Source organism: Thiohalocapsa sp. ML1 (assembly GCF_001469165.1).
GTDB lineage: Bacteria > Pseudomonadota > Gammaproteobacteria > Chromatiales > Chromatiaceae > Thiohalocapsa.
Window position 1 is genome coordinate 25,662 of sequence record NZ_JABX01000036.1, and the last position, 26,995, is coordinate 52,656.

27 protein-coding genes are annotated in these 26,995 nt (G+C 68.9%); all 27 read left to right on the top strand.

Annotated elements, in window-relative coordinates:
- Nucleotides 1–104: 104 nt before the first annotated feature.
- Complete coding sequence (locus tag ML01_RS19485) at nucleotides 105–1,625, top strand: NAD(P)H-hydrate dehydratase (RefSeq protein WP_058557064.1); 1,521 nt, start codon at nucleotides 105–107, stop codon at nucleotides 1,623–1,625.
- A gap of 142 nt (nucleotides 1,626–1,767) precedes the next feature.
- The gene (tsaE, locus tag ML01_RS19490; protein WP_254045323.1) at nucleotides 1,768–2,205 is read left to right on the top strand and encodes a tRNA (adenosine(37)-N6)-threonylcarbamoyltransferase complex ATPase subunit type 1 TsaE; all 438 of its coding nucleotides are present in this window, start codon (nucleotides 1,768–1,770) and stop codon (nucleotides 2,203–2,205) included.
- Nucleotides 2,206–2,504: 299 nt separating this feature from the next.
- Entirely contained in the window at nucleotides 2,505–3,875 is a 1,371-nt protein-coding gene (locus ML01_RS19495; RefSeq protein ID WP_058557066.1) for an N-acetylmuramoyl-L-alanine amidase, read from the top strand.
- A gap of 161 nt (nucleotides 3,876–4,036) precedes the next feature.
- Nucleotides 4,037–4,267 (top strand): type II toxin-antitoxin system ParD family antitoxin, encoded by a 231-nt coding sequence (locus ML01_RS19500; RefSeq protein ID WP_254045321.1) that lies wholly within the window; start codon nucleotides 4,037–4,039, stop codon nucleotides 4,265–4,267.
- A gap of 9 nt (nucleotides 4,268–4,276) precedes the next feature.
- On the top strand, nucleotides 4,277–4,615 hold the full coding sequence (locus ML01_RS19505) for a type II toxin-antitoxin system RelE/ParE family toxin (RefSeq protein WP_058557068.1): 339 nt from the start codon (nucleotides 4,277–4,279) through the stop codon (nucleotides 4,613–4,615).
- A gap of 322 nt (nucleotides 4,616–4,937) precedes the next feature.
- Nucleotides 4,938–6,800, top strand: coding sequence for a DNA mismatch repair endonuclease MutL (gene mutL, locus ML01_RS19510; protein ID WP_058557069.1), 1,863 nt, complete (start codon nucleotides 4,938–4,940; stop codon nucleotides 6,798–6,800).
- 1 nt (nucleotide 6,801) lies between these two features.
- A complete protein-coding gene (gene miaA / locus ML01_RS19515) occupies nucleotides 6,802–7,764 on the top strand; it encodes a tRNA (adenosine(37)-N6)-dimethylallyltransferase MiaA (protein WP_058557070.1) in 963 nt (320 codons plus the stop codon).
- 209 nt (nucleotides 7,765–7,973) lie between these two features.
- A complete protein-coding gene (gene hfq / locus ML01_RS19520) occupies nucleotides 7,974–8,222 on the top strand; it encodes an RNA chaperone Hfq (RefSeq protein WP_058557071.1) in 249 nt (82 codons plus the stop codon).
- Between the two features lie 162 nt (nucleotides 8,223–8,384).
- Nucleotides 8,385–9,743 (top strand): ribosome rescue GTPase HflX, encoded by a 1,359-nt coding sequence (hflX, locus tag ML01_RS19525; protein WP_082674457.1) that lies wholly within the window; start codon nucleotides 8,385–8,387, stop codon nucleotides 9,741–9,743.
- A 181-nt stretch (nucleotides 9,744–9,924) separates the two neighbouring features.
- Nucleotides 9,925–11,088, top strand: coding sequence for an FtsH protease activity modulator HflK (hflK, locus tag ML01_RS19530; protein ID WP_058557073.1), 1,164 nt, complete (start codon nucleotides 9,925–9,927; stop codon nucleotides 11,086–11,088).
- Nucleotides 11,088–12,062, top strand: coding sequence for a protease modulator HflC (gene hflC / locus ML01_RS19535; protein ID WP_082674458.1), 975 nt, complete (start codon nucleotides 11,088–11,090; stop codon nucleotides 12,060–12,062). Before hflK ends, hflC begins: the two co-directional genes overlap by 1 nt.
- Nucleotides 12,063–12,453: 391 nt before the next feature.
- Nucleotides 12,454–12,639, top strand: a complete 186-nt coding sequence (locus ML01_RS19540; RefSeq protein ID WP_058557074.1) for a DUF2065 domain-containing protein — start codon at nucleotides 12,454–12,456, stop codon at nucleotides 12,637–12,639.
- Between the two features lie 49 nt (nucleotides 12,640–12,688).
- On the top strand, nucleotides 12,689–13,876 hold the full coding sequence (locus ML01_RS19545) for an ATP phosphoribosyltransferase regulatory subunit (protein WP_058557075.1): 1,188 nt from the start codon (nucleotides 12,689–12,691) through the stop codon (nucleotides 13,874–13,876).
- A 120-nt stretch (nucleotides 13,877–13,996) separates the two neighbouring features.
- The gene (locus ML01_RS19550; RefSeq protein ID WP_058557076.1) at nucleotides 13,997–15,295 is read left to right on the top strand and encodes an adenylosuccinate synthase; all 1,299 of its coding nucleotides are present in this window, start codon (nucleotides 13,997–13,999) and stop codon (nucleotides 15,293–15,295) included.
- A 27-nt stretch (nucleotides 15,296–15,322) separates the two neighbouring features.
- A complete protein-coding gene (locus ML01_RS19555; RefSeq protein ID WP_058557077.1) occupies nucleotides 15,323–15,586 on the top strand; it encodes an OadG family protein in 264 nt (87 codons plus the stop codon).
- Between the two features lie 53 nt (nucleotides 15,587–15,639).
- Nucleotides 15,640–17,451 (top strand): sodium-extruding oxaloacetate decarboxylase subunit alpha, encoded by a 1,812-nt coding sequence (oadA, locus tag ML01_RS19560; protein ID WP_058557078.1) that lies wholly within the window; start codon nucleotides 15,640–15,642, stop codon nucleotides 17,449–17,451.
- Between the two features lie 5 nt (nucleotides 17,452–17,456).
- Entirely contained in the window at nucleotides 17,457–18,590 is a 1,134-nt protein-coding gene (locus tag ML01_RS19565) for a sodium ion-translocating decarboxylase subunit beta (protein WP_058557079.1), read from the top strand.
- A gap of 151 nt (nucleotides 18,591–18,741) precedes the next feature.
- Nucleotides 18,742–19,248 carry a DUF177 domain-containing protein gene (locus tag ML01_RS19570; protein WP_162268067.1) on the top strand — a complete coding sequence of 169 codons (507 nt, stop codon included), beginning with the start codon at nucleotides 18,742–18,744 and terminating at the stop codon, nucleotides 19,246–19,248.
- Nucleotides 19,249–19,311: 63 nt separating this feature from the next.
- On the top strand, nucleotides 19,312–19,494 hold the full coding sequence (gene rpmF, locus ML01_RS19575; protein WP_058557081.1) for a 50S ribosomal protein L32: 183 nt from the start codon (nucleotides 19,312–19,314) through the stop codon (nucleotides 19,492–19,494).
- Between the two features lie 33 nt (nucleotides 19,495–19,527).
- A complete protein-coding gene (gene plsX, locus ML01_RS19580; protein ID WP_058557082.1) occupies nucleotides 19,528–20,568 on the top strand; it encodes a phosphate acyltransferase PlsX in 1,041 nt (346 codons plus the stop codon).
- Nucleotides 20,565–21,524, top strand: a complete 960-nt coding sequence (locus ML01_RS19585; protein ID WP_058557083.1) for a beta-ketoacyl-ACP synthase III — start codon at nucleotides 20,565–20,567, stop codon at nucleotides 21,522–21,524. Before plsX ends, ML01_RS19585 begins: the two co-directional genes overlap by 4 nt.
- A 55-nt stretch (nucleotides 21,525–21,579) precedes the next feature.
- Nucleotides 21,580–22,527, top strand: a complete 948-nt coding sequence (fabD, locus tag ML01_RS19590; protein ID WP_058557084.1) for an ACP S-malonyltransferase — start codon at nucleotides 21,580–21,582, stop codon at nucleotides 22,525–22,527.
- Entirely contained in the window at nucleotides 22,520–23,263 is a 744-nt protein-coding gene (gene fabG, locus ML01_RS19595) for a 3-oxoacyl-ACP reductase FabG (protein WP_058557085.1), read from the top strand. The genes fabD and fabG overlap by 8 nt, the downstream gene beginning before the upstream one ends.
- A 144-nt stretch (nucleotides 23,264–23,407) precedes the next feature.
- Nucleotides 23,408–23,656: an acyl carrier protein gene (gene acpP / locus ML01_RS19600; RefSeq protein ID WP_058557086.1), complete on the top strand. Its 249-nt coding sequence runs from the start codon at nucleotides 23,408–23,410 to the stop codon at nucleotides 23,654–23,656.
- A gap of 108 nt (nucleotides 23,657–23,764) precedes the next feature.
- The gene (fabF, locus tag ML01_RS19605; protein WP_058557087.1) at nucleotides 23,765–25,003 is read left to right on the top strand and encodes a beta-ketoacyl-ACP synthase II; all 1,239 of its coding nucleotides are present in this window, start codon (nucleotides 23,765–23,767) and stop codon (nucleotides 25,001–25,003) included.
- 24 nt (nucleotides 25,004–25,027) lie between these two features.
- The gene (pabC, locus tag ML01_RS19610; protein ID WP_216819235.1) at nucleotides 25,028–25,885 is read left to right on the top strand and encodes an aminodeoxychorismate lyase; all 858 of its coding nucleotides are present in this window, start codon (nucleotides 25,028–25,030) and stop codon (nucleotides 25,883–25,885) included.
- Nucleotides 25,882–26,994, top strand: a complete 1,113-nt coding sequence (gene mltG / locus ML01_RS19615; RefSeq protein WP_082674459.1) for an endolytic transglycosylase MltG — start codon at nucleotides 25,882–25,884, stop codon at nucleotides 26,992–26,994. The genes pabC and mltG overlap by 4 nt, the downstream gene beginning before the upstream one ends.
- Nucleotide 26,995 lies beyond the last annotated feature (1 nt).

Below are 26,995 nucleotides of genomic sequence, written 5' to 3' on the forward strand. Positions count from 1 at the left end.
CCACAGAGCAAAGGCGCTGGGATGCGGCCAAGGATTTACCCTCGGCCCTCGGCCCTCGGCCCTAACTGCCAAAACTGGGATAACCCCGTACTTTCCTACTCGACATGCCGGAAATTAAGCCTACGCCCTGCGCGCGTCTGCCCTATGCCCTCTATCGGGCCGAGCAAGTGCGCGCGCTCGACCGCTGTGCCATCGAGCGCCACGGCATCCCGGCCGCCGAGCTGATGCGCCGCGCCGGCACGGCGGCCTTCGCGCTCTTGCGCGAGCGCTGGCCGCACGCGCGGCGCATCGCCGTGCTCGCCGGTAGCGGCAACAACGGCGGCGATGGCTATGTCGTCGGCGCGGCGGCGCTTGCGGCCGGCTGCGACGTGCGGCTGTTGCAGCTCGGCGACCATGCGCAACTGTCGGACGCGAGCGCCGCGGCGGCGGCGGATTTCAGCGCCCGCGGGGGCGTGCCCGAGCCGTACCGGAGCCTGCCGGTCGATGTCGATGTCATCGTCGATGGGCTGCTCGGCACGGGCCTCGCGCGCGAGGTTGCCGGCCGCTATGCCGAGGCCATCGACGCCGTCAACGCGGCGCGGGCGCCCGTGCTGGCGTTGGACATCCCGTCCGGACTCGACGCGGACACCGGCGCCATCCTCGGCACCGCGGTGCGCGCCGCCGCGACCATCAGCTTCATCGGCCTGAAGCGCGGGCTCTTCACCGCTCGCGGGCCGGCCTGCTGCGGCGCGATCCGCTTCGATGGGCTCGGTGTGCCGCCGGCCATCTACGCCACCGAGGTGCTGTCGGCCCGGCGCATCGACTGGCAGAAGGAGCGCGAGCTGATCCCGCGCCGGCCCCGGGACGCGCACAAGGGCACCGCCGGGCACGTGCTGGTCGTCGGCGGCGCCCCCGGCACCACGGGTGCGGTGCGGCTCGCCGGCGAGGCGGCGCTGCGCACCGGCGCCGGACTGGTCAGCATCGCGACCCATCCCGCGCACGCGGGGTTGCTGAATCTGACCCGGCCCGAGCTGATGGTGCAGGCGGTGTCTGACCCCGATGATCTCGCGAACGCCGCCGCGCGGGCCGATGTCGTCGCCATCGGCCCCGGCCTCGGGCAGGACGACTGGGGCCGGGGGCTGTTCGACGCCGCGCTCGGCCTCGGCCGGCCGCTGGTGGTGGATGCGGATGGGCTCAACCTGCTCGCCCGGCAGCCCGTGCGGCGCGACGACTGGGTGCTCACCCCGCACCCGGGGGAGGCGGCACGGCTCTTGGGCTGCGCCGTCCGTGACGTGGAGCAAGACCGCTTTGCCGCGGTGGAGGCCTTGCAGCGCCGCTTCGGCGGCGTCGTCGTGCTCAAGGGCGCGGGCACGCTCATCGCCGGCCCCGGCCAGCGCCCGGTGGCGGTGTGCAGCGACGGCAACCCGGCCATGGCGAGCGGCGGCATGGGCGACGCGCTGACCGGTATCATCGCGGCGCTGGCGGGGCAGGGGCTCGGGCTGGAGCAGGCCGCGAGCGCGGGCGTCTGTGCCCACGCGGCCGCCGCCGACCTCGCCGCGGCGGGCGCCGACCGCGGCCTGCTCGCCGGTGATGTCATCGCCGCGCTGCCGCGGCTCTTTGTGCCGAAGCGTATCGAGTTTGAGTGATTGCTTTCTCGTAAGCCGCAGTCGAAGCAACTAACAACTAACAACTGAAAACCAATAACCCGCACGGAGACCCGATGTGACCCCAGACCCGATCGTCCGCGACGCGCCCGACGAGGCCGCGCAGCTCGCCTGGGGCGCCGCGCTGGGTGGCCTGCTGTGCGGTCCGACGGGGCTCGCGCGCACCGGCGGGCTCGTGTTCCTGGACGGCGATCTGGGTGCCGGCAAGACGACGCTGGTGCGCGGGCTGCTGCGCGGGCTTGGCCACACCGGCCCGGTGCGCAGCCCCACCTACACGCTGGTGGAGAGCTTCGAGCTGCCGTCCGCCCATGTCCATCACCTGGATCTGTACCGGCTCGCGGACGCGGAGGAGCTCGAATACCTCGGCATCCGCGACCTGCTCGACGGCGACAGCCTGGTGCTCGTGGAATGGCCCGAGCGTGGTGCCGGCATCCTGCCGGCGCCGGACCTCAGCGTGCGCATCACCCCGCACGACGGCGGGCGCCTGCTCACGCTGACCCCGGCAGCGGCATGGCGCGAGCGCCTGGCGGCGGCCCTGCCGCGCGCACTGCCGGCGAGCTAGATTGCTTATGACGGCTTGCCGAGGGCCGAGGGCCAAGGGAGCCCTCCTTGGCCCTCGGCCCTCGGCCCTCGGCCCTAGCCCTAGCCCTCATGCCGACGGCTCCCCCCCAACCGGCGGCATGCCGCCTGCGCGTACCGCCGCGTGGCAATAACGCGACCGTCTGATCCCTACTACAAATGCCGTTGTGTCGCGTTAAGAATGTGCGCCAACGGACGGATTCGACATGGAATGTCTCAGAGTCGGGTGCTATCCTCCATGCAACGCATACAAGAGATCGGAGACATGCAGGGGGCTTCGGCATGACCGCCGTGATCAGGGCTCTATTCGCCTTGCTGCTGCTTGCCACCACCAGCTCCGCGCTGGCGGCGCAGGTCAAGGTGCATGGCGCGCGCATCTGGAGTGCACCGGACAACACCCGCATCGTCATCGATACGGCGGCGCCGGTGCGGCACAAGATCTTCGCGCTGGACGGGCCGCACCGGCTCGTCATTGATATCGCCGATGCCAAGCTCGTGGGCGAGCTGCCCGCGTCCGCCGGGGACGATCCCCTCATTGCCTCGCTGCGCAGCGGCGTGCGCGAGGGTGACGACCTGCGCGTCGTGCTCGATCTCAAGCAGGCGGTGCGGGCCAAGAGCTTCGCGCTGGAGCCGAACAGCCAGTACGGCCACCGCCTTGTCATCGACGTCTCCCCGAAGTCCGCGCCCGGCCGCGTGCAGGTGGCGAGCCGCACCGAGCCGCCGCTGGCGCCGCGCCACCTGTCGGTGCAGCCCAAGGGTGCCCGGCACCGGGATGTCGTCGTCGCCATCGATGCGGGCCACGGCGGCGAGGACCCCGGGGCCATCGGACCTTCGGGCACGCGCGAGAAGGACGTGACACTCGCCATCTCGCGCAAGCTCGCCGATCGCATCAACCGCCAGCGGGGCATGCGGGCCGTGCTGATTCGCGACGGCGACTATTTTCTGGCGCTGCGCAAGCGCATCGAGCGGGCCCGGCAGCACAGCGCCGACATCTTCGTCTCCATCCACGCCGACGCCTTTACCGACCGGCGCGTGCGCGGCTCGTCCGTCTATACGCTGTCCAACGGCGGCGCCACCAGCGAGGCGGCCCGCTGGCTTGCCGAGCGCGAGAACCGCGCGGACCTCATCGGCGGCGTCAGTCTCGCCGAACAGAACGACGTGCTCGCGAGCGTGCTGCTCGACATGACCCAGAACGCGACCATCGAGCACAGCAGCATCGCCGCGGAGCGGGTCCTGTCGAAGCTGCGCGCCTTGGGCGACGTGCACCAGACGCAGATTCAGAAGGCGGGCTTCGCGGTGCTGAAGTCGCCGGACATCCCCTCCATGCTCGTGGAGACGGCGTTCATCTCCAACCCGGATGAAGAGAAGCGCCTGAAGAGCGGCAGCTATCAGGACCGGCTCGCGGACCACTTGGTCGAGGGCATCATCGACTACTTCCAGGAGTATCCGCCGCCCGGCACGCGCTTCGCCCGCGACCCCGGCGACTCGCCGGGGCGCGACGACCTGGGCGCACTGCCCGCATCCGGCAACACGTCCTTCGCCGAGGTCGCGCGGCGCTATGACCACCTCGAGCTCAGCGCCGTGCGCCTGACCGACGGGCCGCTGCTGCCGGGCTTCGCCTATCGCCGCCCGCCGGCAGCGCCGGACGGCTGAGCGCCGCCCGGCGGCTGGGGCGTGACGCGCAGATACCGAGGCCCAACACGGGCGGCGCCTCGGTGATCGGCAGCGCGGCTGTGTTTGGCCGGGGGCCGTGTGTCGATCGGTGTTAGGCTTGGCAAAGATTGCCAACCCGCGGAGCGCCAGCCTTGGCCACCATGAACATCTCCCTCCCGGACGACTTGCGCGACTTCGTGGATCGAAAGGTCGCAAGCCAGAGCTACTCCAGCACGAGTGAGTATCTCCGCGAGCTGATTCGGCGCGAGCGCGATATCGAGACGCTGCGCGAGAAGCTGCTGGAGGGGCGCGACTCCGGACCCGCGGCGCGCATCGACGACGCCTGGCTCGCCAAGCTCCGGATGCGCGCCGCCGGTGAGATCGCCGAGTGATCGGCCCGAATGACGACTAGAACGCTGCGGATCCGGCCGCTCGCCGAAGCCGACATCAACGCGATCCTCGCCGACTATCGGGCTGAGGGCGGACCGATGCTGAGCACGCAGTTCGCCGCCCAACTCGAAGCCGCGCTGCGCACGCTCGCGACGCATCCGGCCATCGGCTCTCGGCGCTACGCGGACCTGCTCGGCATCCCTGGCCTGCGCAACTGGCCGATCAAGCGGTCGGCCTACTTGATCTTCTACGTGGACGACGCCGGCCAGATCGACATCTGGCGCGTCCTGCACGGTCGGCGGGACCTCTCGGCGCTGTTGGGTGATGGCGATCCCGATGGAGCGCCCTAGGTTGGGCCAAGGCATGAGGCCCAACGTGAATGCTGCGTCGGTCGCGGATAGGCAAGTCGGGTGTGGCTCGGAGTAGCGCTCATGCCAATGCGACCTGGAGCATTAGCGTGTCCGCCAGGGTTGACCGTTTCAGCATGCCGACAGCCGTCGCTGCTGTTGCAGCCCTCGTCGTAGAGGGTTTCCGGGGCGATGTCGATGTCGCCCGGCCAGGTGACGGCCGCTTTAAGGCGTCACCACCTCGGCGAGCCTGTATCCCAGTGCCAGCGCGCGCGGCGGCCGGGCCGACTTGCGGGCCGCCGCCGGGTCTGCTTTCATCCCGGCGATGTCGCCCACCCGCTCTCCCATCCGCCCGCTGCCGCCCCAGCTCGTGAACCAGATCGCCGCCGGCGAGGTCATCGAGCGCCCGGCCTCCGTGGTGAAGGAGCTGCTCGAGAACAGCCTCGACGCCGGTGCCCGGAACCTGCGCGTGGACTTGGAGCAGGGCGGCACCAAGCTGATCCGGGTCACCGACGACGGGGCAGGCATCGGCGCCGAGGATCTGCCGCTCGCGGTGTCGCGCCATGCCACGAGCAAGATCGCGACCCTGGCCGACCTGGACGCCGTGGCGACGCTCGGCTTTCGCGGCGAGGCGCTGCCGAGCATCGCGTCCGTGTCGCGCTTCTCGATCAGCTCGCGCCGCGCCGAGGAGGCGCACGGCTGGCGGCTCAGTTGCGACGGCAGCGACAGCGTTGCCGCGCCGGAGCCCGCAGCGCAGCCGGTGGGCACGACGGTGGAGGTGCGCGATCTGTTCTATAACGTGCCGGCGCGGCGCAAGTTCCTGCGCACCGACAAGACCGAGCTCGGGCACATCGACCAACTGCTGACCCGGTTCGCGCTGGTGCGAAGCGACCTGGCGCTGACGCTCACGCACAACGGGCGCGCGTCGCTGGAGCTGCCGGCCGCGTCGCAGCCGCTGGACCCGGAGCGGCTCCGTCGGCTGCTCGGCGAGGACTTCCTGCACCATGTCTTGGCGCTGGAGGAGTCCGCCGTGGGGCTGCGGCTGCATGGGCTCGTCGCAAGCCCGGATTTTGCGCGCAGCCAGGCCGATATGCAGTTCTTCTATGTCAACGGGCGGCTCGTGCGCGACAAGGTGGTCGCGCACGCCGTGCGCCAGGCCTACCGGGACGTGCTGCATCACGGCCGCCAGCCGGCGTTTCTGCTGTTCCTGGAGCTGCCGCCCCGGCAAGTGGACGTGAACGTGCATCCGGCGAAGCACGAGGTGCGCTTTCGCGAATCGCGGCAGGTGCACGATTTCATCTTCCGGGCGCTGCATCGACGGCTCGCCGACGGGCGCCGGCTCGGCGCGGCGGGGGCCGAGGCGGCTGTCCAGCCGCCGCAGCCGGACGGCGCCCCGCAGTCGGCGTTCGCGGCGCGCGTCGACGACGCGGGCGCCGCTTGGCCGGGCCAGCCGGCCCCGCGCCCCCTGCCGCTCGGCGTCGCCGACGCCGGCAGCGCTTACAGGCAGGCGCCAGCGCCCGCCGCGAGCCGCGCGGCGAGCTGGCGCTTCCAGCAGCCGGCGCCCATCGCTGAGCCCGACGCGGCGGCGGCGGACGCAGGCGCGTATCCGCCGCTCGGCTTCGCCATCGGCCAATTGAACGGCATCTACATCCTCGCCGAGACGCCGGACGGCCTCATCGTGGTGGACATGCACGCCGCCCACGAGCGTATCGGCTACGAGCGCCTGAAGGCCGCAGTGCACGGCGGCGAGCTGGCCCGCCAGCCGCTGCTGCTGCCGGTGGCCGTGGCCGTGAGCCGGGCCGAGGCGGACGTCGCCGACGAGCATGCGGACCTGCTGCTGCGGCTCGGGCTTGTGGTCGGGCGGCTCGGCGCGGCGCAGCTCGTCGTGCGCGAGGTGCCGGCGCTGCTCGCCGACGCCGACGCGGAGCGGCTGCTGCGGGACGTGCTATCGGACTTGGCGGTGCAGGGCAGCAGTGAGCGGATCAGGGGCGAGGTGGACGGGCTGCTCGCGACCATGGCCTGCCACGGCGCCGTGCGCGCGAACCGACGCCTGACGCTGCCCGAGATGAACGCGCTGCTGCGCGACATGGAGCGCACCGAGCGCGCCGATCAGTGCAACCACGGACGCCCCACCTGGACCCGGCTCACGCGGCGAGAGCTGGACGCGCTCTTCCTGCGCGGGCGCTGAGATGACGGGCGCGCCCGGCAGCTCCGGCCAGCCCGGCCCGCCGGTGCTGCTGGTGCTGGGGCCGACGGCCGCCGGCAAGACCGACCTCGCGCTCGCGTTGGCCGCCGCGCTGCCCTGCGACATCGTGAGCGTGGATTCCGCGCTCGTCTACCGCGGCATGGACATCGGCACGGCGAAGCCCTCGCCCGAGATCCTAGCCCGCTGGCCGCACCGGCTGGTGGACATCTGCGACCCGGCGGAGGCCTACTCGGCGGCGCGATTTCGTGCCGACGCCCTGGCGGCCATCCACGACATCCGTGCCCAAGGCCGGGTGCCGCTCCTGGTGGGCGGCACCATGCTCTATTTCCGCGCCCTGCTGCGGGGCCTGTCGCCGCTGCCGGAGGCGGACCCACAGTTGCGCGCCGAGCTGGCGGCGCGGGCGCGCGCCTTGGGCGCCGGCGGCATGCACCGCTGGCTCGCCGAGGTGGACCCGGCGGCGGCGGCGCGTATCCACCCGAACGACCCGCAGCGGGTGCAGCGAGCGCTGGAGGTTTTTGTGGCAACCGGCGCGCCGATGAGCGCGCTCTGGCTCGATGCTGGCGCGGGACTGGACCTGCCGACGCTCAAGCTCGTGCGCTCGCCGCGCGAACGCGCGGTGCTGCATCGGCGCATTGAGCTGCGCTTCGACGCGATGCTGGCCGCCGGATTCGCCGACGAGGTCCGCGCGCTGATCGCGCGGGGCGACCTCACGCCGTCGCTGCCGGCCCTGCGCGCAGTCGGCTACCGCCAGCTCTGGGAGCACTTGCACGGCGACTGTGATGCCGAGGAGATGCGCCGGCGCGCCATCGCCGCGACGCGGCAGCTCGCAAAGCGCCAGTACACATGGCTGCGCGCGGAGCCCGACTGCCACTGGCTCTGGGACGATGCGAATCCGGATGCAGAGGCGCTGGTGCTGGCCCGGCGCGCGCTGGAGGGGGCGCCATGATAAGGTGCTCTGGTGGCGCGGCGGGTGCGGTGGCCCGCCCGCGCACGCCGGTCTCGACGCCCGAAATCCCCGATGCGAATGAATGCGGTTTTCCACGCCAGCGGCGGCGTCGATGTGCTATTTTCCCGGCTTTGGTGCATCACAAGAAACAGAAAACACCGGCTGCGGAACAACCGACCGGTGCTGCGAACAATATGGAGCCGAAGACAATGTCAAAGGGCCAAAGTCTCCAAGATCCCTTTTTGAACGCGTTGCGCAAGGAGCGGATTCCGGTCTCGATCTTCCTCGTGAACGGTATCAAGCTGCAGGGGCAGATCGAGTCTTTCGACCAGTTTGTCGTGCTGCTGAAGAACAACGTCAGCCAGATGATCTACAAGCACGCCATCTCCACGGTCGTCCCCGCGCGCAACGTGAAGCTGCCCGCCACGGACGCGGATGCGGAGGAGGGCAACAGCTGAGCGCCCGCTGCCTGCTCGTCTTGCGCCTGCCCGGCCTCGGCCGGGCGCCCCGCCTCGGTCCGGTCTTGCCCCCGCGCGGACACCACCGCGCCGCCTGCCATGCGCGGGCGGCCCGGTCTGTGCGCTCCGCCACCCGCGTTGTCGCCTACCTGGAACCACTTGATGTTTGACCGGCCCACGTCCGGCGAGCGCGCCGTGCTGGTGCAGCTCGCCATTGGCACTGACCTGCCCGAAGATGCAAGGGAAGAACTTGAGCAATTGGCCGAAGCCGCCGGGGCGACCGCGGTCGGCTTTCTCGGCGGCACGCGCGCGAGTCCGGACCCGAAGTACTTCGTCGGCACCGGCAAGGCAGACGAGCTGAAGGCGCTGATCGCGGCGACCGAGGCCGAGCTCGCCATCGTGGACCACGCGCTGAGCCCGGCACAGGAACGCAACCTGGAGCGGCTGCTGCAATGCCGCGTGGTGGACCGCAGCGGTTTGATCCTCGACATCTTCGCGCAGCGCGCGCGCTCGTTCGAGGGCAAGCTCCAAGTGGAGCTCGCGCAGCTCCGGCACCTGTCGACGCGCCTCGTGCGCGGCTGGACGCACCTGGAGCGCCAGAAGGGCGGCATCGGGCTGCGCGGTCCGGGCGAGACGCAGCTCGAAACCGACCGTCGCCTGCTCAGCAAGCGCATCGCCGTGCTGCGCGAGCGGCTCGCGCGCATCGAGGTGCAGCGCGGGCAGGGCCGCCGCGCCCGCGAGCGCAACGAGGTGCCGACGGTGGCCCTGGTGGGTTACACCAACGTCGGCAAATCGACCCTGTTCAACCGGCTCACCGATGCTGGCGTGCTGCAGGCCGATCAGTTGTTCGCGACCCTCGACCCGACATTGCGCCGCCTGCCGCTGCCCGGCGGACAGGAGGCGGTGCTGGCCGACACCGTCGGCTTCATCAGCCAGTTGCCGCACGAGCTGGTGGCCGCGTTTCGGGCCACGCTGGAGGAGACGCGCCAGGCGGACCTGCTGCTGCACGTGGTCGATGCCAACCCGCTGGAACGCGCGCGCCACATCCGCGACGTCGACACGGTGCTGGCCGAGATCGGCGCCGACGAGGTGCCGCGCATCATGGTGTACAACAAGATCGACGCGCTGACGGACACCGATGGTCCCACGGCCGCGCGCGTGGATCGGGATGCCCGGGGCCGGGTTGAACGCGTCTGGCTGTCCGCTGTCACAGGCGCAGGGCTTGAGCTTTTGAGCGCGGCCATCGCCGAGCGGCTCCGCCACGCGACGGTCCTCCAACACCTGCTGCTGGGGCCGGAAGATGGCGCCTTGCGCGCCTGGCTGTATCGGAATGCGGCCATCGAGCACGATTCGCCCACGGAGCTCGGCGGTTGGGACATGGCCTTTAGCATGCCTCAGACCCGCTGGCAGCGGGTCAGACAGGGCCTGGACGCCGTGAGCCTGAGACTATGCGAGCTCGCTGGCGCGCCGGAAGCCCCGCTTCCGGCGGCCCCGGCCGCGGAGGCGCTGCCACTGCGCTGATGCCGCGGGTGCCTTCTGCCGGGTCGCCGCTCGTGCCCCGTCCCCCCCGGCGATCGGCTTGATATCATCTGCCGCGGGCGGCACTTCGCCGCATCTGGGCAACGGATTCGGAGCAGGTCGAGCGCACGTCGCCGCGGCCACCATCCACGAACCACCTACACTGACGACTTGCGGAGACATTATGGCTTGGAATGAGCCCGGAGGCGGCGGCAAAGACCCATGGGGCAGCGGCCCCAACAATGCCGGTCCGCCGGATCTCGATGAAATTGTGCGTAAGCTCCAGGAGCGCGTCAGTGGGCTCTTAGGCGGACGCAAGGGCGGCGGCGGGGCCGGCGGCGGTGGTGGTGGTGGCGCGGACATCAGCAAGCGCACCATCGGCATCATCGCGGCGGTGCTGTTCATCGTTTGGCTCTTCACCGGCATCTACATTGTCGATCCGGCCGAACGCGGCGTCGTGACGCGCTTCGGTGCCTATGCGAAAACCACCGGGCCCGGGCCGCACTGGCACATCCCGTTTCCAGTCGAGAGCGTACAGATCGTTAACGTGGACGAGATCTCGTCCTTTAGCCACAAGGCGTCGATGCTTACCAAGGACGAGAACATCGTCGACGTGGAGCTGACGGTTCAGTCGCGCATCGAAGACGCGGCGAACTATCTCTTCCAGGACCAGTCCCCCGAGAAGACCCTGCGCGACGCCACCGAGACGGTCGTGCGCAAGACCATCGGCGGCAGCAAGCTCGATTTCATCCTCACCGAGGGCCGCAGCGCCGTCGCCGCGACCATCCGCGAGCGCGTTCAAGACTTGATGAACCAGTACAAGACCGGCCTGCTCGTCACGTCGGTCAACATGCAGCCGGCCAAGCCGCCAGACCCGGTGAAGGGGGCGTTCGACGACGCCATCAAGGCACGCGAGGACAAGGAGCGAATCGAAAACCAGGCGCAAGCCTACTCCAACGAGATTCTGCCCCAGGCCCGCGGTGAAGCCGCCCGCGCCATTGCGGACGCAAAGGCGTATCGCGACCGTGTCATTGCGGAGGCACAGGGTCAGGCGTCACGCTTCACGGCCGTGCTGACGGAGTACAGCAAGGCGCCCGATGTCACCCGCGAGCGCCTCTATCTCGAGACCATCGCGGGCGTGCTCAGTGCCAACAACACCGTGCTGCTCGACGTGCCGGGCGGGGACAGCCTAATGTACCTGCCCCTCGACCAGCTCATGCGCAAGTCCGAGCCGCGGCAGGCGAATCTGAGCCCGGCGTCGGGCCTGTCGCAGTCCAGTACCACCGCGAGCACGAGCACGCCGGACCCGCGCGCCCGCGCCAACGCCCGTGAACGGAGCAGCCGCTGATGGATGACTACAAGAAAGTGCTAGTTCCCGCCGCGATCGCGCTATTCGCGCTCTTGGTCTACGCCTCGACCTTCGTCGTCAAGGAATACGAGACGGCCATCAAGCTGCGCTTGGGTGAGATCATCGGCAGCGACTACAAGCCCGGGCTGCACCTGAAGGTGCCGGTGCTGAACAGCATCGTGACCTTCGATGCGCGCATCCAGACGCTGGATTCGCGCCCGGAGCGCTTCCTGACCATTGAGCAAAAGGACGTCATCGTCGATTCCTACGCGAAGTGGCGCATCAGCAACGCGGCACAGTTCTTCCGCTCCACCGGCGGTGACTCGGCGCGCACGGCGCGCCTGCTGTCCGAGCGCATCAACACCAGCCTGCGCGATGAGTTCGGCAAGCGCACCATCCAGGAGGTCGTCTCGGAGGACCGCCTAGAGCTGATGGCGGCGCTGACCAAGCAGATCGACGCCCAGGCCAGCGAGCTTGGGGTGGACGTCGTCGATGTGCGGGTCAAGAAGATCGACCTGCCGCCGGAGGTCAGCGAGTCCGTGTACAACCGCATGCGTGCCGAGCGCGAGCGCGTCGCGCGCGACCTGCGCGCGAAGGGCTCGGAGGCCGCCGAGCGCATCCGCGCCGACGCGGACCGCCAGCGCACGGTCACCTTGGCAGATGCTTACCGGGAGGCGGAGGAGACGCGCGGTTTGGGCGATGCAAAGGCGTCGGAGATCTACGCCACCGCCTACGAGGCGGACCCGGAGTTCTTCTCCTTTTACCGCAGCCTCAACGCGTATCGGGAGTCCTTCGGGAAGGGGGATTCGACCCTGGTGCTGGCGCCGGATTCGGACTTCTTCAAGTTCTTCGGCAACCAGTCCGGTGCCCGCGGCAGCGAGCCTCCGGCTGGCGCATCGGAGCCGCCGCAGGCGGCCGCGCCCCCGCGGGCGCCGGCTGGCTATGGCGGTTACAACTACAGCCGTCTGCCCTGAGCGTGCACCCACCGCACACCGCCGGGACCTCAATAGCTTGACGGCGCCGAATGCGCGCAGTGCGTCAAGTTTCATGGCGACAAGGCGCTTGCAGGCAAAAGGGCCGAGGGCCAAGGGCCAAGGGCCAAGGGAGCCCGCCTCGGCCCTTGGCCCTTGGCCCAATGCGCCGATGAGCGGGCTGCGCAAGACGAGGCGCCGTGCCCTGGTCGGTCTGAGGCTTTGCCTCGCTAGGACCTAGCCCTAGGACCTAGCCCCTAGCCCCGCCCTCCGCCCGCGCCGTTAGACATTTCGCCCTGGGCTCTGTAATGTTTCCGCCCCGCACGGGCTTCGCTCGTGCGGGCGTGGCGCCGCGCCTGCCGGCGCGTCGGAACCTGGTCTGTACCCCTGATCCATGTGGCACGAACTGCTGATAGCGCTGGCGCTGGTCTTCGTGATGGAAGGCGTCATGCCTTTCCTTGCGCCAACCATGATGCGGCGCATGTTGTTGGAGGTGTCCCGTCTGGACAATCGGAGCCTGCGAGTATCGGGGCTCATCAGCATGCTCATCGGCGTAGCCCTTCTGTACCTGTTCAATTGATCCCAGCCCTTGATCCCAGCCCGTGATCCCAGCCCGTGATCCCAGCCCTATGAACGAAGAACGCTGGCGTCTGCCGGATGGCATCGACGAGGTGCTGCCCCCGGAGGCGGCGCGCATCGAAACCCTGCGCCGGCGCCTGCTGGACCTGTATGCGAGCTGGGGCTACGAGCTCGTCATTCCGCCCTTCATCGACTACCTGGACAGCCTGCTGACGGGCACGGGCCGTGATCTGGATCTCAAGACCTTCAAGCTCACGGATCAGGTGAGCGGGCGGCTGCTCGGCATCCGCGCGGACATGACGCCCCAGGTGGCGCGCATCGACGCCCATCGCCTGCGGCGCGATGCGCCGACGCGGCTCTGTTATCTGGGTACGGTGCTGCATACCCGTTCCGACGGTTTCGCCGGCAGTCGCGCGCCCTTTCAGATCGGTGCCGAGATCTTCGGCCACGACGGCGTCGAGAGCGACGTGGAGATCCTGCGCCTGCTGGTGGCGACCCTGGAGGCGGCGGGCGTCGACAACGCCTACGTCGACCTGGGCCACGTGGGCATTTTCCGCGCCCTCGCGCGGCAGGCGGGGCTGGATCGGGCCGGGGAGATGGCGCTCTTCGATGCGTTGCAGCGCAAGGCGATCCCGGAGATTCATGAGCTCATCGACGGCGCCGGCGTCGCCGCCGCCGTGGGCGACATGCTGCTCGCGCTGCCGGAGCTGAACGGCGACGATGCCCTGGTGCGCGCCGGCAGCGTGCTCGCGGCGGCGGATGCGCCGGTGCAGGCGGCGCTGGACCGGCTGCGGCGCGTCGCCGAGGAGGCCGCGCGCTGGTTGCCGGGCCTTTCGGTGCACTTCGATTTGGCCGAGCTGCGTGGCTATCACTACAAGACCGGCATCGTGTTCGCGGCCTTCGTGCCGGGCTGGGGACTCGAGATTGGCCGCGGCGGGCGGTACGACAACATCGGGGACGTTTTCGGGCGCTCCCGGCCCGCCGTTGGCTTCAGCACCGACCTCAAGGGGCTCGTCTCCCAGGGCCGGGCGCCGGACGCGGCCACCGAGCGGCAACCGCCGGTGCTCGCGCCCTGGCGCTCGGAGCCCGCGCTCACGGCGGAGGTCGAGCGGCTGCGCCGTGCGGGCCGTTGCGTCCGCTACCGGCTGGCGGACGCTGCCGGCAGCGACGACGGCGCCGGCATGGACCTGCTGGTGCAGGATGGCGAGCGCTGGATCTTGCAGCGCACGGGCGATTAGCGGGAGGTCGGCGCCGCCGGCCGCGCGCAGCGCGCCAACGGTGTGCGGCGCCCGCAGATGAACATCGTGTTAACTTGTGGCCCCTTGATTCGGTCGGTGGCCGGCGGAGAGTGAAGCGACATGGGTAAGAGCGTTGTTGTCATCGGTACCCAATGGGGCGACGAGGGCAAGGGGAAGATCGTCGACCTGCTCACCGAGCGGGCCGATGCCGTGGTGCGTTTTCAGGGCGGCCATAATGCCGGCCACACGCTGGTCATCGACGGCCAGCAGACCATCCTGCACCTGATCCCGTCCGGCATCCTGCATGACGGCGTGCGCTGCCTCATCGGCAACGGCGTCGTGCTGTCGCCGGAGGCGCTGCTGGCCGAGACCGAGAAACTGGAGGAGCGGGGCATTCCTGTGCGCGAGCGGCTCGGCATCAGCCCGGCCTGTGCGCTGATTCTGCCCTATCACATTGCGCTCGATACCGCGCGCGAGCAGGCCCGCGGTGCCAAGGCCATCGGCACTACCGGGCGGGGCATCGGCCCGGCCTACGAGGACAAGATCGCCCGGCGCGGCATCCGCTTGGGCGAGCTCATGGACCCCGCCCACTTCGAGGAGCGGTTGCGCGAGGTGCTGGAGTATCACAACTTCGCCCTTGAGCACTATTTCAACGCCCCGGCGGTGGACTTCGCGTCCACGCTGGACGCGGCACTGCGCCACGGCGAACAACTGGCGCCCATGGTAGACGACATCATCGGGCGGCTCGCGCGCATGCGCGGTGAGGGCGCCAACCTGCTGTTCGAGGGGGCGCAGGGGGCGCTGTTGGACATCGACCACGGTACCTATCCGTTCGTCACGTCGTCCACGACCACGGCCGGCGGTGCCGCGAGCGGCAGCGGGGTCGGACCCCGTGATTTGGACTACATCCTCGGTATCGTCAAGGCCTACACGACCCGCGTCGGCGGCGGGCCCTTCCCGACCGAGCTGTTCGATGCCGACGGCGAATACCTGGGCGCCCAGGGCCACGAGTTCGGCGCCACCACCGGGCGCAAGCGCCGTTGCGGCTGGCTGGACATGGTGGCGCTCAAGCGCTCCTTCATCATCAACAGCATCTCCGGTCTCTGCATCACGAAGTTGGACGTGCTGGACGGCATCCAGACGCTGCGCATCTGCACCGCCTACGAGCTCGACGGCACCCTGCTGGACGCCCCGCCGGTGGATGCCGACGCGCTCGCCCGCGTCAAGCCCCAGTTCATCGAGCTGCCCGGCTGGGACGAATCCACCGTCGGCGCGGGCTCGCTGGACGCGCTGCCGGCCGCGGCACGCCGCTATCTGGAGACCATCGAGGCGCTCGGTGGCGTGCCCGTCGATATCGTCTCCACCGGAGCGGACCGGGCGCAGACCGTCGTCGTGCGGCATCCGTTCGATGCCCGCTGACGCCCGGCGCCACCTGAGGCCAGCGCCATGAGTCCGACGCCGATGCTGATCGAGAGCCTGGTGATCATGCTCATCGGCATGACCATCGTCTTTAGTTTCCTGCTGCTGCTGGTCGGCATTCTGCGGGTCATGTCCTGGGCGGCGCTGAGGATCTCGCCCATCGCCATTGAGCCCGAGCCCATGCCCTCATCCGCCCTCGTCGCCGCCGGCGGGGCGGATGCGGCGCCGCTGGCCGTCATCGCCGCCGCCATCGCCCGTTACCGGGCCGACCACGCCGGCAGCCGCCGCTGACGCACCGGCGCTGCTGATGTTCCCCCTTTCGCCGTTCCCAGAGATCAGCCCCCATGACTGAGAAGAAACCCCTCGGGATCACCGAGCTCGTGCTGCGCGACGCACACCAGTCTTTGCTCGCGACGCGGATGCGTATCGAGGACATGCTGCCCATCGCAGACAAGCTGGACCGGGTTGGCTACTGGTCGATGGAGAGCTGGGGCGGAGCAACCTTCGACGCCTGCATCCGCTACCTGGGCGAGGACCCATGGGAGCGGTTGCGGCAGTTGCACGCGGCGATGCCGAATACGCCGCAGCAGATGCTGCTGCGCGGGCAGAACCTGCTCGGCTATCGCCACTACGCCGACGATGTGGTGGATAAGTTCGTCGAGCGCGCCGCCGCCAACGGCATCGGCGTATTCCGCATCTTCGATGCGATGAACGATCCGAGGAACCTGGAGCAGGCCGTGCGCGCGGCGCTGCGCACCGACGCCCACGCCCAGGGCACCATGTCCTACACGGTGAGCCCCGTGCACAACATGGATTACTGGGTGGACATGGGCCGGCGCATCGAGGATATGGGCTGCCATTCCATCTGCATCAAGGATATGGCGGGGCTGATGCGTCCTTACGTGGTCGAAGAGCTGGTCTCGCGCCTGAAAGCGACCTGCACGATCCCCATCGCCATGCAGTGCCACGCCACCACGGGCATGAGCACGGCCACCTATCTCAAGGCGGCCGAGGCCGGCATCGACCTGCTCGATACGGCCATTTCCTCCATGAGCATGACCTACGGTCACTCGGCGACGGAATCCCTCGTTGCGGTCCTTGAGGGGACGCCTCGCGATACCGGGCTCGATCTCAAGCTGTTGGAAGAAATCGCCGCTTACTTCCGCGAGGTGCGCAAGAAGTACGCGCGCTTCGAGGGCTCCCTCAAGGGCGTGGACTCGCGCATCCTCGTCGCACAGGTGCCAGGCGGCATGTTGACCAACATGGAAAATCAGCTTCGCGAGCAGGGCGCACAGGACCGTATGGATGAGGTGCTGGAAGAGATCCCGCGCGTGCGCGAGGACCTGGGCTTCATTCCGCTGGTGACGCCGACGAGCCAGATCGTCGGCAGCCAGGCGGTGCTGAACGTGCTGATGGGCGAGCGCTACAAGAGCATCACCACCGAGACCGCGGGTGTGCTGAAAGGCACCTACGGCACGACCCCGGCCCCGGTGAACGCGGCGCTGCAGGCACGCGTGCTCGCCGACGGCGAGCAGCCCATCACCTGCCGGCCGGCCGACGAGCTGGTACCGGAGCTCGATCGGCTCACGGCGGAGCTCGACGGCATCGCCGCGGAGCGCAAGCTCAGGCTTGCCGCGGCGAAGATCGACGATGTGCTGATCTACGCCATGTTCCCCCAGGTGGGGCTCAAGTTCCTGGAGCACCGGGATGACCCGAGCGCCTTCGAGCCGCGGCCCTGGGAGCTGGATGCGAAAGAGAAGGCCGCGGCGGCGGCCATGCCCGTGGCGCAGCCGGCGGCAGCTTCCCCACCGGCCGGCCCGGAACGCTACCGGGTCGAGGTCGATGGGCGCAGCTACGCCGTCACCGTGTCGCCGGAAGGCGCGGTGGAGTCCATCGCCGCCGCGCCGAGCGCTGTGATGCCGACCGCGGTCGCCGCGGGCCCGGCGCAGATCGTGGCGGCCCCGCTTGCCGGCAGCATCGTCCGGGTTGCGGTGCAGCCGGGCCAGCAGGTTGGCGCCGGTGACGTGCTGCTGGTGCTGGAAGCGATGAAAATGGAAACCGAGGTTCGTGCGGCAGGCGCCGGCCAGGTGCAGGAGATTCGCGTGAAGCCGGGCGACGCGGTGGCCCTCGGCGCACCGCTGCTGAGCCTGGGCTGACGCCGATGGACCCATTGCTGAAGCTCTGGGAGTCCATGGGCATCGCCAACATGGACTTCGGCCAGGCGCTCATGATGGCCGTGGGCTGCCTGCTCATCTATCTGGCTATCGCCAAGAAGTTCGAGCCGCTGCTGCTCGTGCCCATCGGTTTCGGCGCCTTTCTTAGCAATATTCCGGTGGCCGACATCGGCGGGCCCAACGGCATGACCGGCATGATCTACGCCGTCGGGGTCGAGACCGGGATCTTCCCGCTCCTGATCTTCATGGGGGTCGGTGCGCTCACGGACTTCGGCGCGCTCATCGCCCGGCCCTCGACGCTGCTGCTCGGGGCCGCCGCGCAGTTCGGCATCTTCGCGACACTGATCGGGGCGGTGCTGCTGAACTTCGTGCCGGGCTTCGATTTCACGCTGCAGGATGCGGCGGCCATCGCCATCATCGGCGGCGCGGACGGCCCGACCGCGATCTTCCTGGCATCGCGACTGGCGCCGGACCTGCTCGGGGCCATCGCCGTTGCGGCTTACTCCTACATGGCCCTGGTGCCGATCATCCAGCCGCCCATCATGCGCGCGTTGACGACACAGGCGGAGCGTCGCGTCGTCATGCAGCAACTGCGGCCAGTGTCGCAGTTGGAGCGCATCTTGTTTCCGTTGGTCGTGCTGCTCCTTTGCGCGCTGCTGCTGCCGTCGGCGGCGCCGCTGATCGGCATGCTGACCTTCGGCAACCTGCTGCGGGAATGCGGTGTCGTCGAACGCCTGAGCCGTGCGGCGCAGAACGAGATCATCAACATTGTCACCATCATGCTCGGGCTCGCCATCGGCTCGAAGCTGTCGGCGGACACGTTCCTCTCGTTGCAGACCCTCGGCATTCTGGTGCTCGGGGCGCTCGCGTTCTCTATCGGCACCGCGGCCGGCGTGATCATGGGCAAGATGATGCACCGCGTCACGGGCGGCAAGGTGAACCCCTTGATCGGCGCGGCCGGCGTGTCCGCCGTGCCCATGTCGGCGCGGGTCGTCAATAGGGTCGGACTCGAAGCGGACCATCACAACTTCCTGTTGATGCATGCCATGGGGCCGAACGTCGCCGGTGTGATCGGCTCCGCGGTGGCCGCCGGCATACTGCTCGCCCTGACCGGGAATTGATCGGCGCCGTGCGCGCACAGGCACCGCGCCCGGCGCGCCGCGGGATCGGTGCTGGCGCCGATAACAAGGCGGGTCCAAGCGCTGGCCCCTTGCCGGTCCTACCTCAGTGAGTTACCCTTGTCGGCTTATGTGCGACCCGTTTCCAGACTCGGTGGATCCGCGACGGCTTGCGGAGATCGGCCGGGAGCTCACCGGAACCTTGCCGCTGGTGAGGCTGCCGCGGCTCGCGCAGGTGATTTGCGAGCCTGCAACGGGCGAGGAGTCTGTGGCCTACCGGCTCAGCTTCCGGCGGGATGCAGGCGGTCGGGCCCTGGTCCAGGGCGAGGTGACGGCGACGCTTCGTCTGCCCTGCGAGCGCTGTAACGGCATCGTCTCGTTGCCGGTGGCGAGCGAATTCACCCTCGCGGTGGTGGTGGGCCTGGATCAGGCCGCGCAACTCCCGGAGGACTACGAGCCGCTGCTGCCCGAAGACGGTGCAGTGGACCCGGCTGGCCTGGTGGAGGACGAGCTGCTGCTGGCACTGCCGGCGGTGGCCCGCCACCCGGCCGGCACCTGTCGGCCACCGCACTACGAGCAGCCGGACGAATCGGCCGACACGTCGGTGCGCGCCAAGGACAATCCCTTCGCGGTACTTGAGTCGCTCAAGCGCCGCCATTGAATCAGCCCTTTTGTGCACGTTGTTCGCGCGTGCGCAGCGAGAAGGATACGAGAGAGACCCATCATGGCCGTTCAACAGAACCGCAAGACTCCGTCGAAGCGCGGCATGCGCCGCTCGCACGACGCCCTGTCCAAGCCGACCTTGTCCGAAGACCCCACCACCGGTGAAGTCCACCGCCGGCATCATGTGACGCCCGACGGCTTCTATCGCGGCCGCAAGGTCGTCGACCGCTCTGAATCCGAGTAAGTGTCCGCAGGTGGCACCGCGGGGCAGCGGGCAGTGAGCCGGCAAGCCACGATCGCGCTGGACGCGATGGGTGGCGATCATGGCGCAGAGGTCGTGGTCTCTGCTGCGTGCGCCTTTCTCGCGCGCGCGCCGTCCGTGGATCTGGTCCTGGTGGGGCAGCACGACGTGCTGGAACCGCTGCTGGCCGCGCAATCGCGGCCGGAGCAGCGCGAACGCATCCGCATCCATCATGCGAGTCAGACGGTGGGCATGGACGAGCTCCCGTCGCGTGCGCTGCGCGGCAAGAAGGACTCATCCATGCGCGTGGCCATCGACCTGGTAAAGCAGGGGGTTGCCGATGCCTGCGTCAGCGCCGGCAACACCGGCGCGCTGATGGCCACCGCACGCTTTGTGCTGAAGATGCTGCCGGACGTGGACCGGCCGGCGATCATCAGCGCGATGCCGTCCCGACGCGGGCGTACCCATATGCTCGACCTCGGCGCCAATGTCGACTGCACCGCAGAGCACCTGTTCCAGTTCGCGGTGATGGGCAGTGAGCTGGTGAAGGCCGTGGAAGGTGTTGCACGGCCCCGCGTCGGCCTACTCAACATCGGCCAGGAAGAGATCAAGGGCAACGATCAGGTGCGCCGCGCGCACGAGCTCATCGGCGCGAGCAACCTCAACTATGCCGGTTACGTCGAGGGCGACGACATCTTCATGGGCGACGTGGACCTAGTCGTCGCGGACGGCTTCGTCGGCAACGTCGCGCTCAAGTCCAGCGAGGGCGTCGCGAAGCTCGTCGCGCACATGCTGGGGCAGCACTTCCGCCGCAACCTCTGGTCGCGGCTCGCGGCGCTCCTCGCGCTGCCGACGTTGCGCGCGTTCAAGCGGCAGGCCGACCCCCGTCGCTACAACGGCGCGAGCCTGCTCGGCCTGCGCGGCATCGTCGTGAAGAGCCACGGCGGCGCCGACGCGATGGCATTCGAGAATGCGATCCACATCGCCCTGCACGAGATCAAAGCCAACGTCATCGCGCGCATCGAGCACGAGGTTGCGGCGCACCTGAACCCTGTGCCGGTGCGGGCGAGCGCATGAGCAGCTTCTCCCGCATTCTCGGCACCGGCGGCTACCTGCCGGAGAAGGTCGTCACCAATCAGGACCTGGAGCGGATGGTGGACACGACCGATGCCTGGATCCGTGAGCGGACCGGCATCGCCGAGCGTCGCGTCGCCGCGGACGGCGAGACCTGCGGCGACCTCGCCGAGCACGCGGCGCGGCGGGCCATCGACGCTGCCGGCATCGCGCCGTCCGACATTGATCTCATCATCGTCGCAACGACCACGCCGGATCAGATCTTCCCGAGCAACGCCTGCCTGCTGCAGCATCGCCTGGACATTCGCGGCTGCCCCGCCTTCGACATTCAGGCGGTCTGCACCGGCTTCGTCTATGCGCTGGGTGTCGCCGATCAGTTCATCCGCACCGGTGCCGCCCGGTGCGCGCTGGTGGTGGGTGCCGAGACCATCTCGCGCATCATCGACTGGACCGACCGCGGCACCTGTGTGCTGTTCGGCGATGGCGCCGGCGCGGTCGTGCTGGGTGCGGACGAGAGCCCCGGCATCATCTCGTCGCACCTGCATGCCGACGGCGCCCACCGCGAGCTGTTGCAGGTGCCGGCGGGCATCGGCAACGGCGGCAATGGCTCGCCGTACATGGAGATGCGCGGCAATGAGGTGTTTCGCGTTGCCGTCACCACGCTCGGGCGAATCGTCGACGAAGCACTGGATGCCAACGGCATGACCCGTGCCGACATTCATTGGCTGGTGCCGCATCAGGCGAATTTGCGCATCATTCAGGCCACGGCCCGCAAGCTCGACCTGCCGATGGAGCAGGTGGTCGTCACCGTAGAACGGCATGGCAACACCTCCGCCGCCTCGGTGCCGCTGGCCTTCGACGAGGCCGTGCGCGACGGCCGCATTCAGCGTGGGCAGATCGTGCTGATGGAGGCCTTCGGCGGCGGCTTTACCTGGGGCGCGGTGCTGCTGCGCTATTGACGCGCCCGCACGAGCCACGCACCGTCCCTTTTGCTACAGCCCGCCGGCGCTCCCGATGACGCATACGACACTCGCCTTTCTCTTCCCCGGCCAGGGCTCCCAGGCGCTCGGCATGCTGGGGGACCTGGCGCGGACAGAGCCACAGGTGCAGCAGACGTTCGCGGAGGCCTCCGCCGTGCTCGGGCGCGATCTGTGGCAGCTCGCCGCGGCGGGGCCGGCCGCAGCGCTCGATCAGACCGAGAACACCCAGCCCGTCATGCTCAGTGCCGGCGTCGCCGTCTGGCGCTGCTGGCAGGCGCGCGGCGGACCCATGCCGGCAGCCATGGCCGGGCACAGCCTTGGTGAGTACACCGCGCTGGTGGCCGCGGGGGCGCTCGACTTTGCCGACGCCGTCAAGCTGGTGGCCGAGCGCGCCAGGCTGATGCAGGCGGCCGTGCCGGCGGGCGAGGGCGCGATGGCCGCAATGCTCGGCCTGGATGAGGACGCGGTGATCTCGCTCTGCGCGGCACAGGCGCAGGGAGAGGTGCTGGAGGCGGTCAATTTCAACGCGCCCGGGCAGGTGGTGGTTGCGGGCCAGCGCGGCGCCGTCGAGCGCGCCGTCGCCGCGGCCAAGGGCGCCGGTGCCAAGCGTGCCGTCGTGCTGCCGGTCAGCGTGCCGTCCCACTGCGCGCTGATGCGCGACGCGGCCGAGCAGCTCGGCACAAGACTTGCTGAGACGACATTGCGCATGCCCGCGGTGCCGGTTCTGCATAATGTCACGGTAACCGTGGCCACAGACGTGCATGATCTGCGCGGACTCCTGGTCCGGCAACTCTACAGCCCGGTGCGCTGGGTGGAAACGATTCGAGCACTGGCCGGCATGGGCATCAGCGTCGCCGTGGAGGCCGGCCCCGGCAAGGTGCTGGCGGGTCTCGGCAAGCGCATCGACGGCAGCATCACGACACTGCCGGTGTTCGATTCGGCCGGACTCGACCAAGCTCTGGAGGCGATGAACCATGCTTGACGGTGAAGTGGCGCTGGTGACCGGCGCGAGTCGCGGTATCGGGCGGGCCATCGCGGAGTCCCTGCTGGCGCAAGGCGCTGCCGTGGCCGGCACGGCGACCACCGCAGCCGGCGCCGCGCGCATCGCCGATGAGCTCGCCGGCGAGGGGCGCAAGGTGATCGGGCTCGAGCTCAACGTCACCGACGCCGCGTCCATCGAGGCCGCCTTGGCGAGCGCCGGCTCGGCCTTTGGGGTCGCTCCCGGGATTCTGGTCAACAACGCCGGCATCACGCGCGATGGGCTCCTGATGCGCATGCAGGAGGCGGACTGGGACGCCGTCATCGCGACCAACCTGACCTCGGTGTTCCGGCTCACCAAGGCTTGCCTGCGATCCATGACGAAGGCGCGCAAGGGGCGCATCATCAACATCAGCTCCGTCGTGGGTGCCACCGGCAACGCGGGCCAGGCCAACTATGCCGCGGCCAAGGCCGGCATGATCGGCTTTACCAAGTCCCTGGCGCGGGAGGTTGGTTCCCGCGGCATCACGGTCAACTGCGTCGCCCCCGGCTTCATCGACACGGACATGACCCGCGCATTGGGCGATGAGCAGCGTCAGGCCCTGCTGGGTTCCATCCCGCTCGGGCGGCTGGGCGCGGCCGCGGATATCGCGGCCGCGGTGGCCTTTCTCGCGTCGCCGGCAGCGGGATATATCACCGGCGAGACGATCCATGTCAATGGCGGCATGTACATGGCTTGACGGGCGTAATCAAAAATTAGGCCGCGTCAAGTTGTTAGGTCTCCGATGTAAAGCTGTTTCGAGCTTTTATCGGCAGTGATTTGTCACTAGAATACCGCGGTCGCGTGTGGACGCGGCGCCTATTCGTCAAGAGGGTACAGCAGCATGAGCACTGGTGAGAGCGTTCAAGAGCGAGTCACGAAAATCGTCGTCGAGCAGCTCGGGGTGACGGGTGAAGAGGTCAAGCTGGAGTCGTCGTTCGTCGATGACCTCGGCGCCGACTCCCTGGACACGGTTGAGCTGGTCATGGCGCTGGAGGAAGAGTTCGAGACGGAGATCCCGGACGAGGACGCGGAGAAGATCACCACGGTCCAGGAAGCCATCGATTACATCAACACGCACCTGAACAAGTGATCCAACCCTGACTCCGGGGCGCAGCGCGGACATCCGCCGCGTCCACGTCAAGGCAATATCGCCGCGTCGCGGTGCAAAGCACTGTTGAAGGTCTTCGAGAGGTGAAGCATGAGAGGTAGAAGGGTCGTCGTCACTGGGGTCGGCATCGTCGCGCCAGTCGGTCTCGACATCGCCTCCGCCTGGGAAAGCATTCTTGCCGGGCGCAGCGGCATTCAGCCAATCACTCACTTTGACGTCGGGCCCTTCAGCACCCGCTTCGGCGGGCCCATCTACGGCTTCGACGCGACGCAGTACGTCTCCAAGAAGGATGCGCGGAAGATGGACGCCTTCATCCACTACGGCGTGGCCGCGGGCACCCAAGCCATCGACACCTCCGAGTTGCCGATTACGGATGAGACGCGCAGACGCATCGGCGTCGCGGTGGGCTCCGGCATCGGCGGCATCACCGGCATCGAGAACAACTACGCCGCCTATGCGGCGGGTGGTCCGCGCAAGATCTCGCCGTATTTCGTACCGGCCAACATCGTCAATATGGTCGCCGGCGACATCTCGATCAAGTACGGCCTGAAGGGGCCGAACTTCTCCATCGTCTCGGCATGCAGCACCGCCACGCACAACATCGGCGAGGCCGCGTACATGATTCGCCACGGCATCGTCGATGCCATGGTCGCGGGTGGTGCCGAGATGGCGACCTCGCCTGTCGGGCTCGGCGGCTTCGCGGCGGCCCGCGCCCTGTCCACGCGCAACGATGACCCCACGGGCGCCAGCCGTCCGTTCGACAAAGACCGCGACGGCTTCGTGCTGAGCGACGGTGCCGGCGTTATGGTGCTGGAGGAGTACGAGGCCGCCGTGCGGCGCGGCGCGCCGATCCTCGCCGAGCTGGTCGGCATCGGCATGAACTCCGACGCCTATCACATGACCGCACCGTCCGCCGACGGCACTGGTGCCGCCGAGTGCATGCGGCTCGCGATGGACGATGCCGGCATCAATCCAAGCGACATCGACTACATCAACGCCCACGGCACCTCAACGCCCGCGGGCGACATCGCCGAGACCAAGGGCGTCAAGCTCGCGCTGGGCGATCATGCGTACAAGGTCGCCGTGAGCTCTACCAAGTCCATGACCGGACACATGCTGGGCGCAGCCGGCGGTGCCGAGGCGATCTTCAGCGTGCTGGCGCTCCGCGATCAGGTGGCACCGCCGACCATCAACTATCACACGCCCGACCCGGAGTGCGATCTGGACTACGTGCCAAACGAGGCACGCCGGATGCGCATCGAGTATGCGCTGAGCAACTCCTTCGGTTTCGGCGGCACCAACGGCACGCTGATCTTCAAGCGCATCTGACGCAGGGCTTGCCACCAAGGCTGCGTGTCTGCGGTGGAGCCGCCGCTGACGCTCATCAACGGCCGACCGGCGCTTGCCCTGCCGGTCACGGACCGCGGTCTCCTCTATGGCGACGGGCTGTTTGAGACCGTCGCCGTGCGCGCACGCCAGCCCTGCCTCTGGGCACGACACCTTGCACGCTTGCAGCGCGGGTGCGCGCGCCTGGCCATTGCATCACCCGACGCCACCCTGCTGGGGGATGAGGTCGAGGTCCTCCTGGCCGGGGCGCCGGCGCCCGACGGTGTGCTCAAGGTGGTTGTGACGCGCGGCAGCGGGCCACGGGGCTACGCGCCGCCCGCGCTGCCGACGCCGACCCGCATCCTGACCTTTGCGGCCGGGCTGCCCGGGCCAGTGTTCGCCGCGGAAGACGGCATTCGGCTGACGCTGTGCGAGACCCGACTCGGCGACAATGTGCGACTGGCCGGCGTCAAGCACCTGAACCGGCTGGAGCAGGTGCTCGCGCGTGCCGAGTGGTCCGATCCCGCGGTGCACGACGGCATCATGTGCGACCACCACGGACGGGCGATCTGCTGCACCGCGGCGAATCTGTTCGCCGTCTTCCAAGACGGCATCGTGACGCCGGCACTGGATCGCTGCGGCGTCGCCGGCACCGTGCGTGAGGTGGTGCGCGAGCATGCGGCTGCGCTCGGCATCGGCTTCATTGAGCGCGCGCTGCCGTTGCCGGAACTGCTCGGGGCCGACGGGCTCTTTATCAGCAACGCGTTGCTGGGTGTGCTGCCGGTCGAGCGCGTCCGGGACCGATATTTTGACTCCGCCGCCATTCCGGCGACCTTGCTTGAACGGGTGCGGAAGGCCGCCCTTGAACCGGAGACCCCGGCATGAAGACCATACTCTCGACGTTGCTCGTGCTGATGCTGGCCGGCGGTGCCGCCGCCTGGGGCGGCTGGCAACTCTACGAGGGTTTTCTCGCCACGCCGGTGGCGCTGGAAGAGCAGGCGGTCTTGGAGATCCCCGATGGGGCGACGATCCGCAGCGTGGCCCATGAGTTGGCCGATCGCGGCTGGATCCCGAGCCGCTTCCTGTTCACGCTGCACGCCTACGAAACCGAGCGCCAGAATGCCCTCAAGGCCGGCGAGTACGCCATAGAACCCGGCATGCGTCCCGGTGACCTGCTCGCGCTCTTCGCGAGCGGCAAGTCGATCCAGTTTCCGGTCACCATCGTGCCGGGCACGCGCTTTCGCGACGCGATCAAGACGATCGCGGAAGCTGGCGTGTTCGATGTCCAGCTCAGAAACCTGTCGGATGCCGAGATCATGGAGCGTCTCGGCATCGATGCCGAGCATCCCGAGGGCTGGCTCTATCCGGATACCTACCTGTACCGGCGCGGCACGTCCGACGTCGAGATCCTGACCCGCGCGCACAAGCGCATGCAGGCGGTGCTGGCAGAGGAATGGGCCGCCCGCGGTGATGACCTGCCCATCGACAGCCCCTATGAGGCGCTGATCCTCGCCTCCATCGTGGAGAAGGAGACCGGCAAGGCCGCCGAGCGCCCGCGCATCGCCGGTGTCTTCGCCCGGCGACTTCAGCAGGGCATGAAGCTCCAGACCGACCCCACTGTTATCTATGGCCTGGGTGACGCCTACCAGGGCAACATCACCCGCGAGCACCTGCGTCAGGCAACGCCCTACAACACATACGTGATCCCGGCGCTGCCGCCGACCCCCATCGCGCTGCCGGCGCGCGAGGCGATCCACGCGGTGCTGCACCCCGCCGACGGCGACGAGATCTTCTTCGTCGCGCGGGGCGACGGCAGCCACTACTTCTCGGCGACGTACGAAGAGCACAACTGCGCGGTGCAGCACTACCAGCTCAAGAAGCCCTGCGCCAATCTCCGCGACGAGGAGGCCATGCAGGCCAAGGACGCCGAGGACACGGAGGACGCCGAGGCCACGGGCGAAGAGGCGGGCGCCACGGCGGCGGCCGACGCTTGAG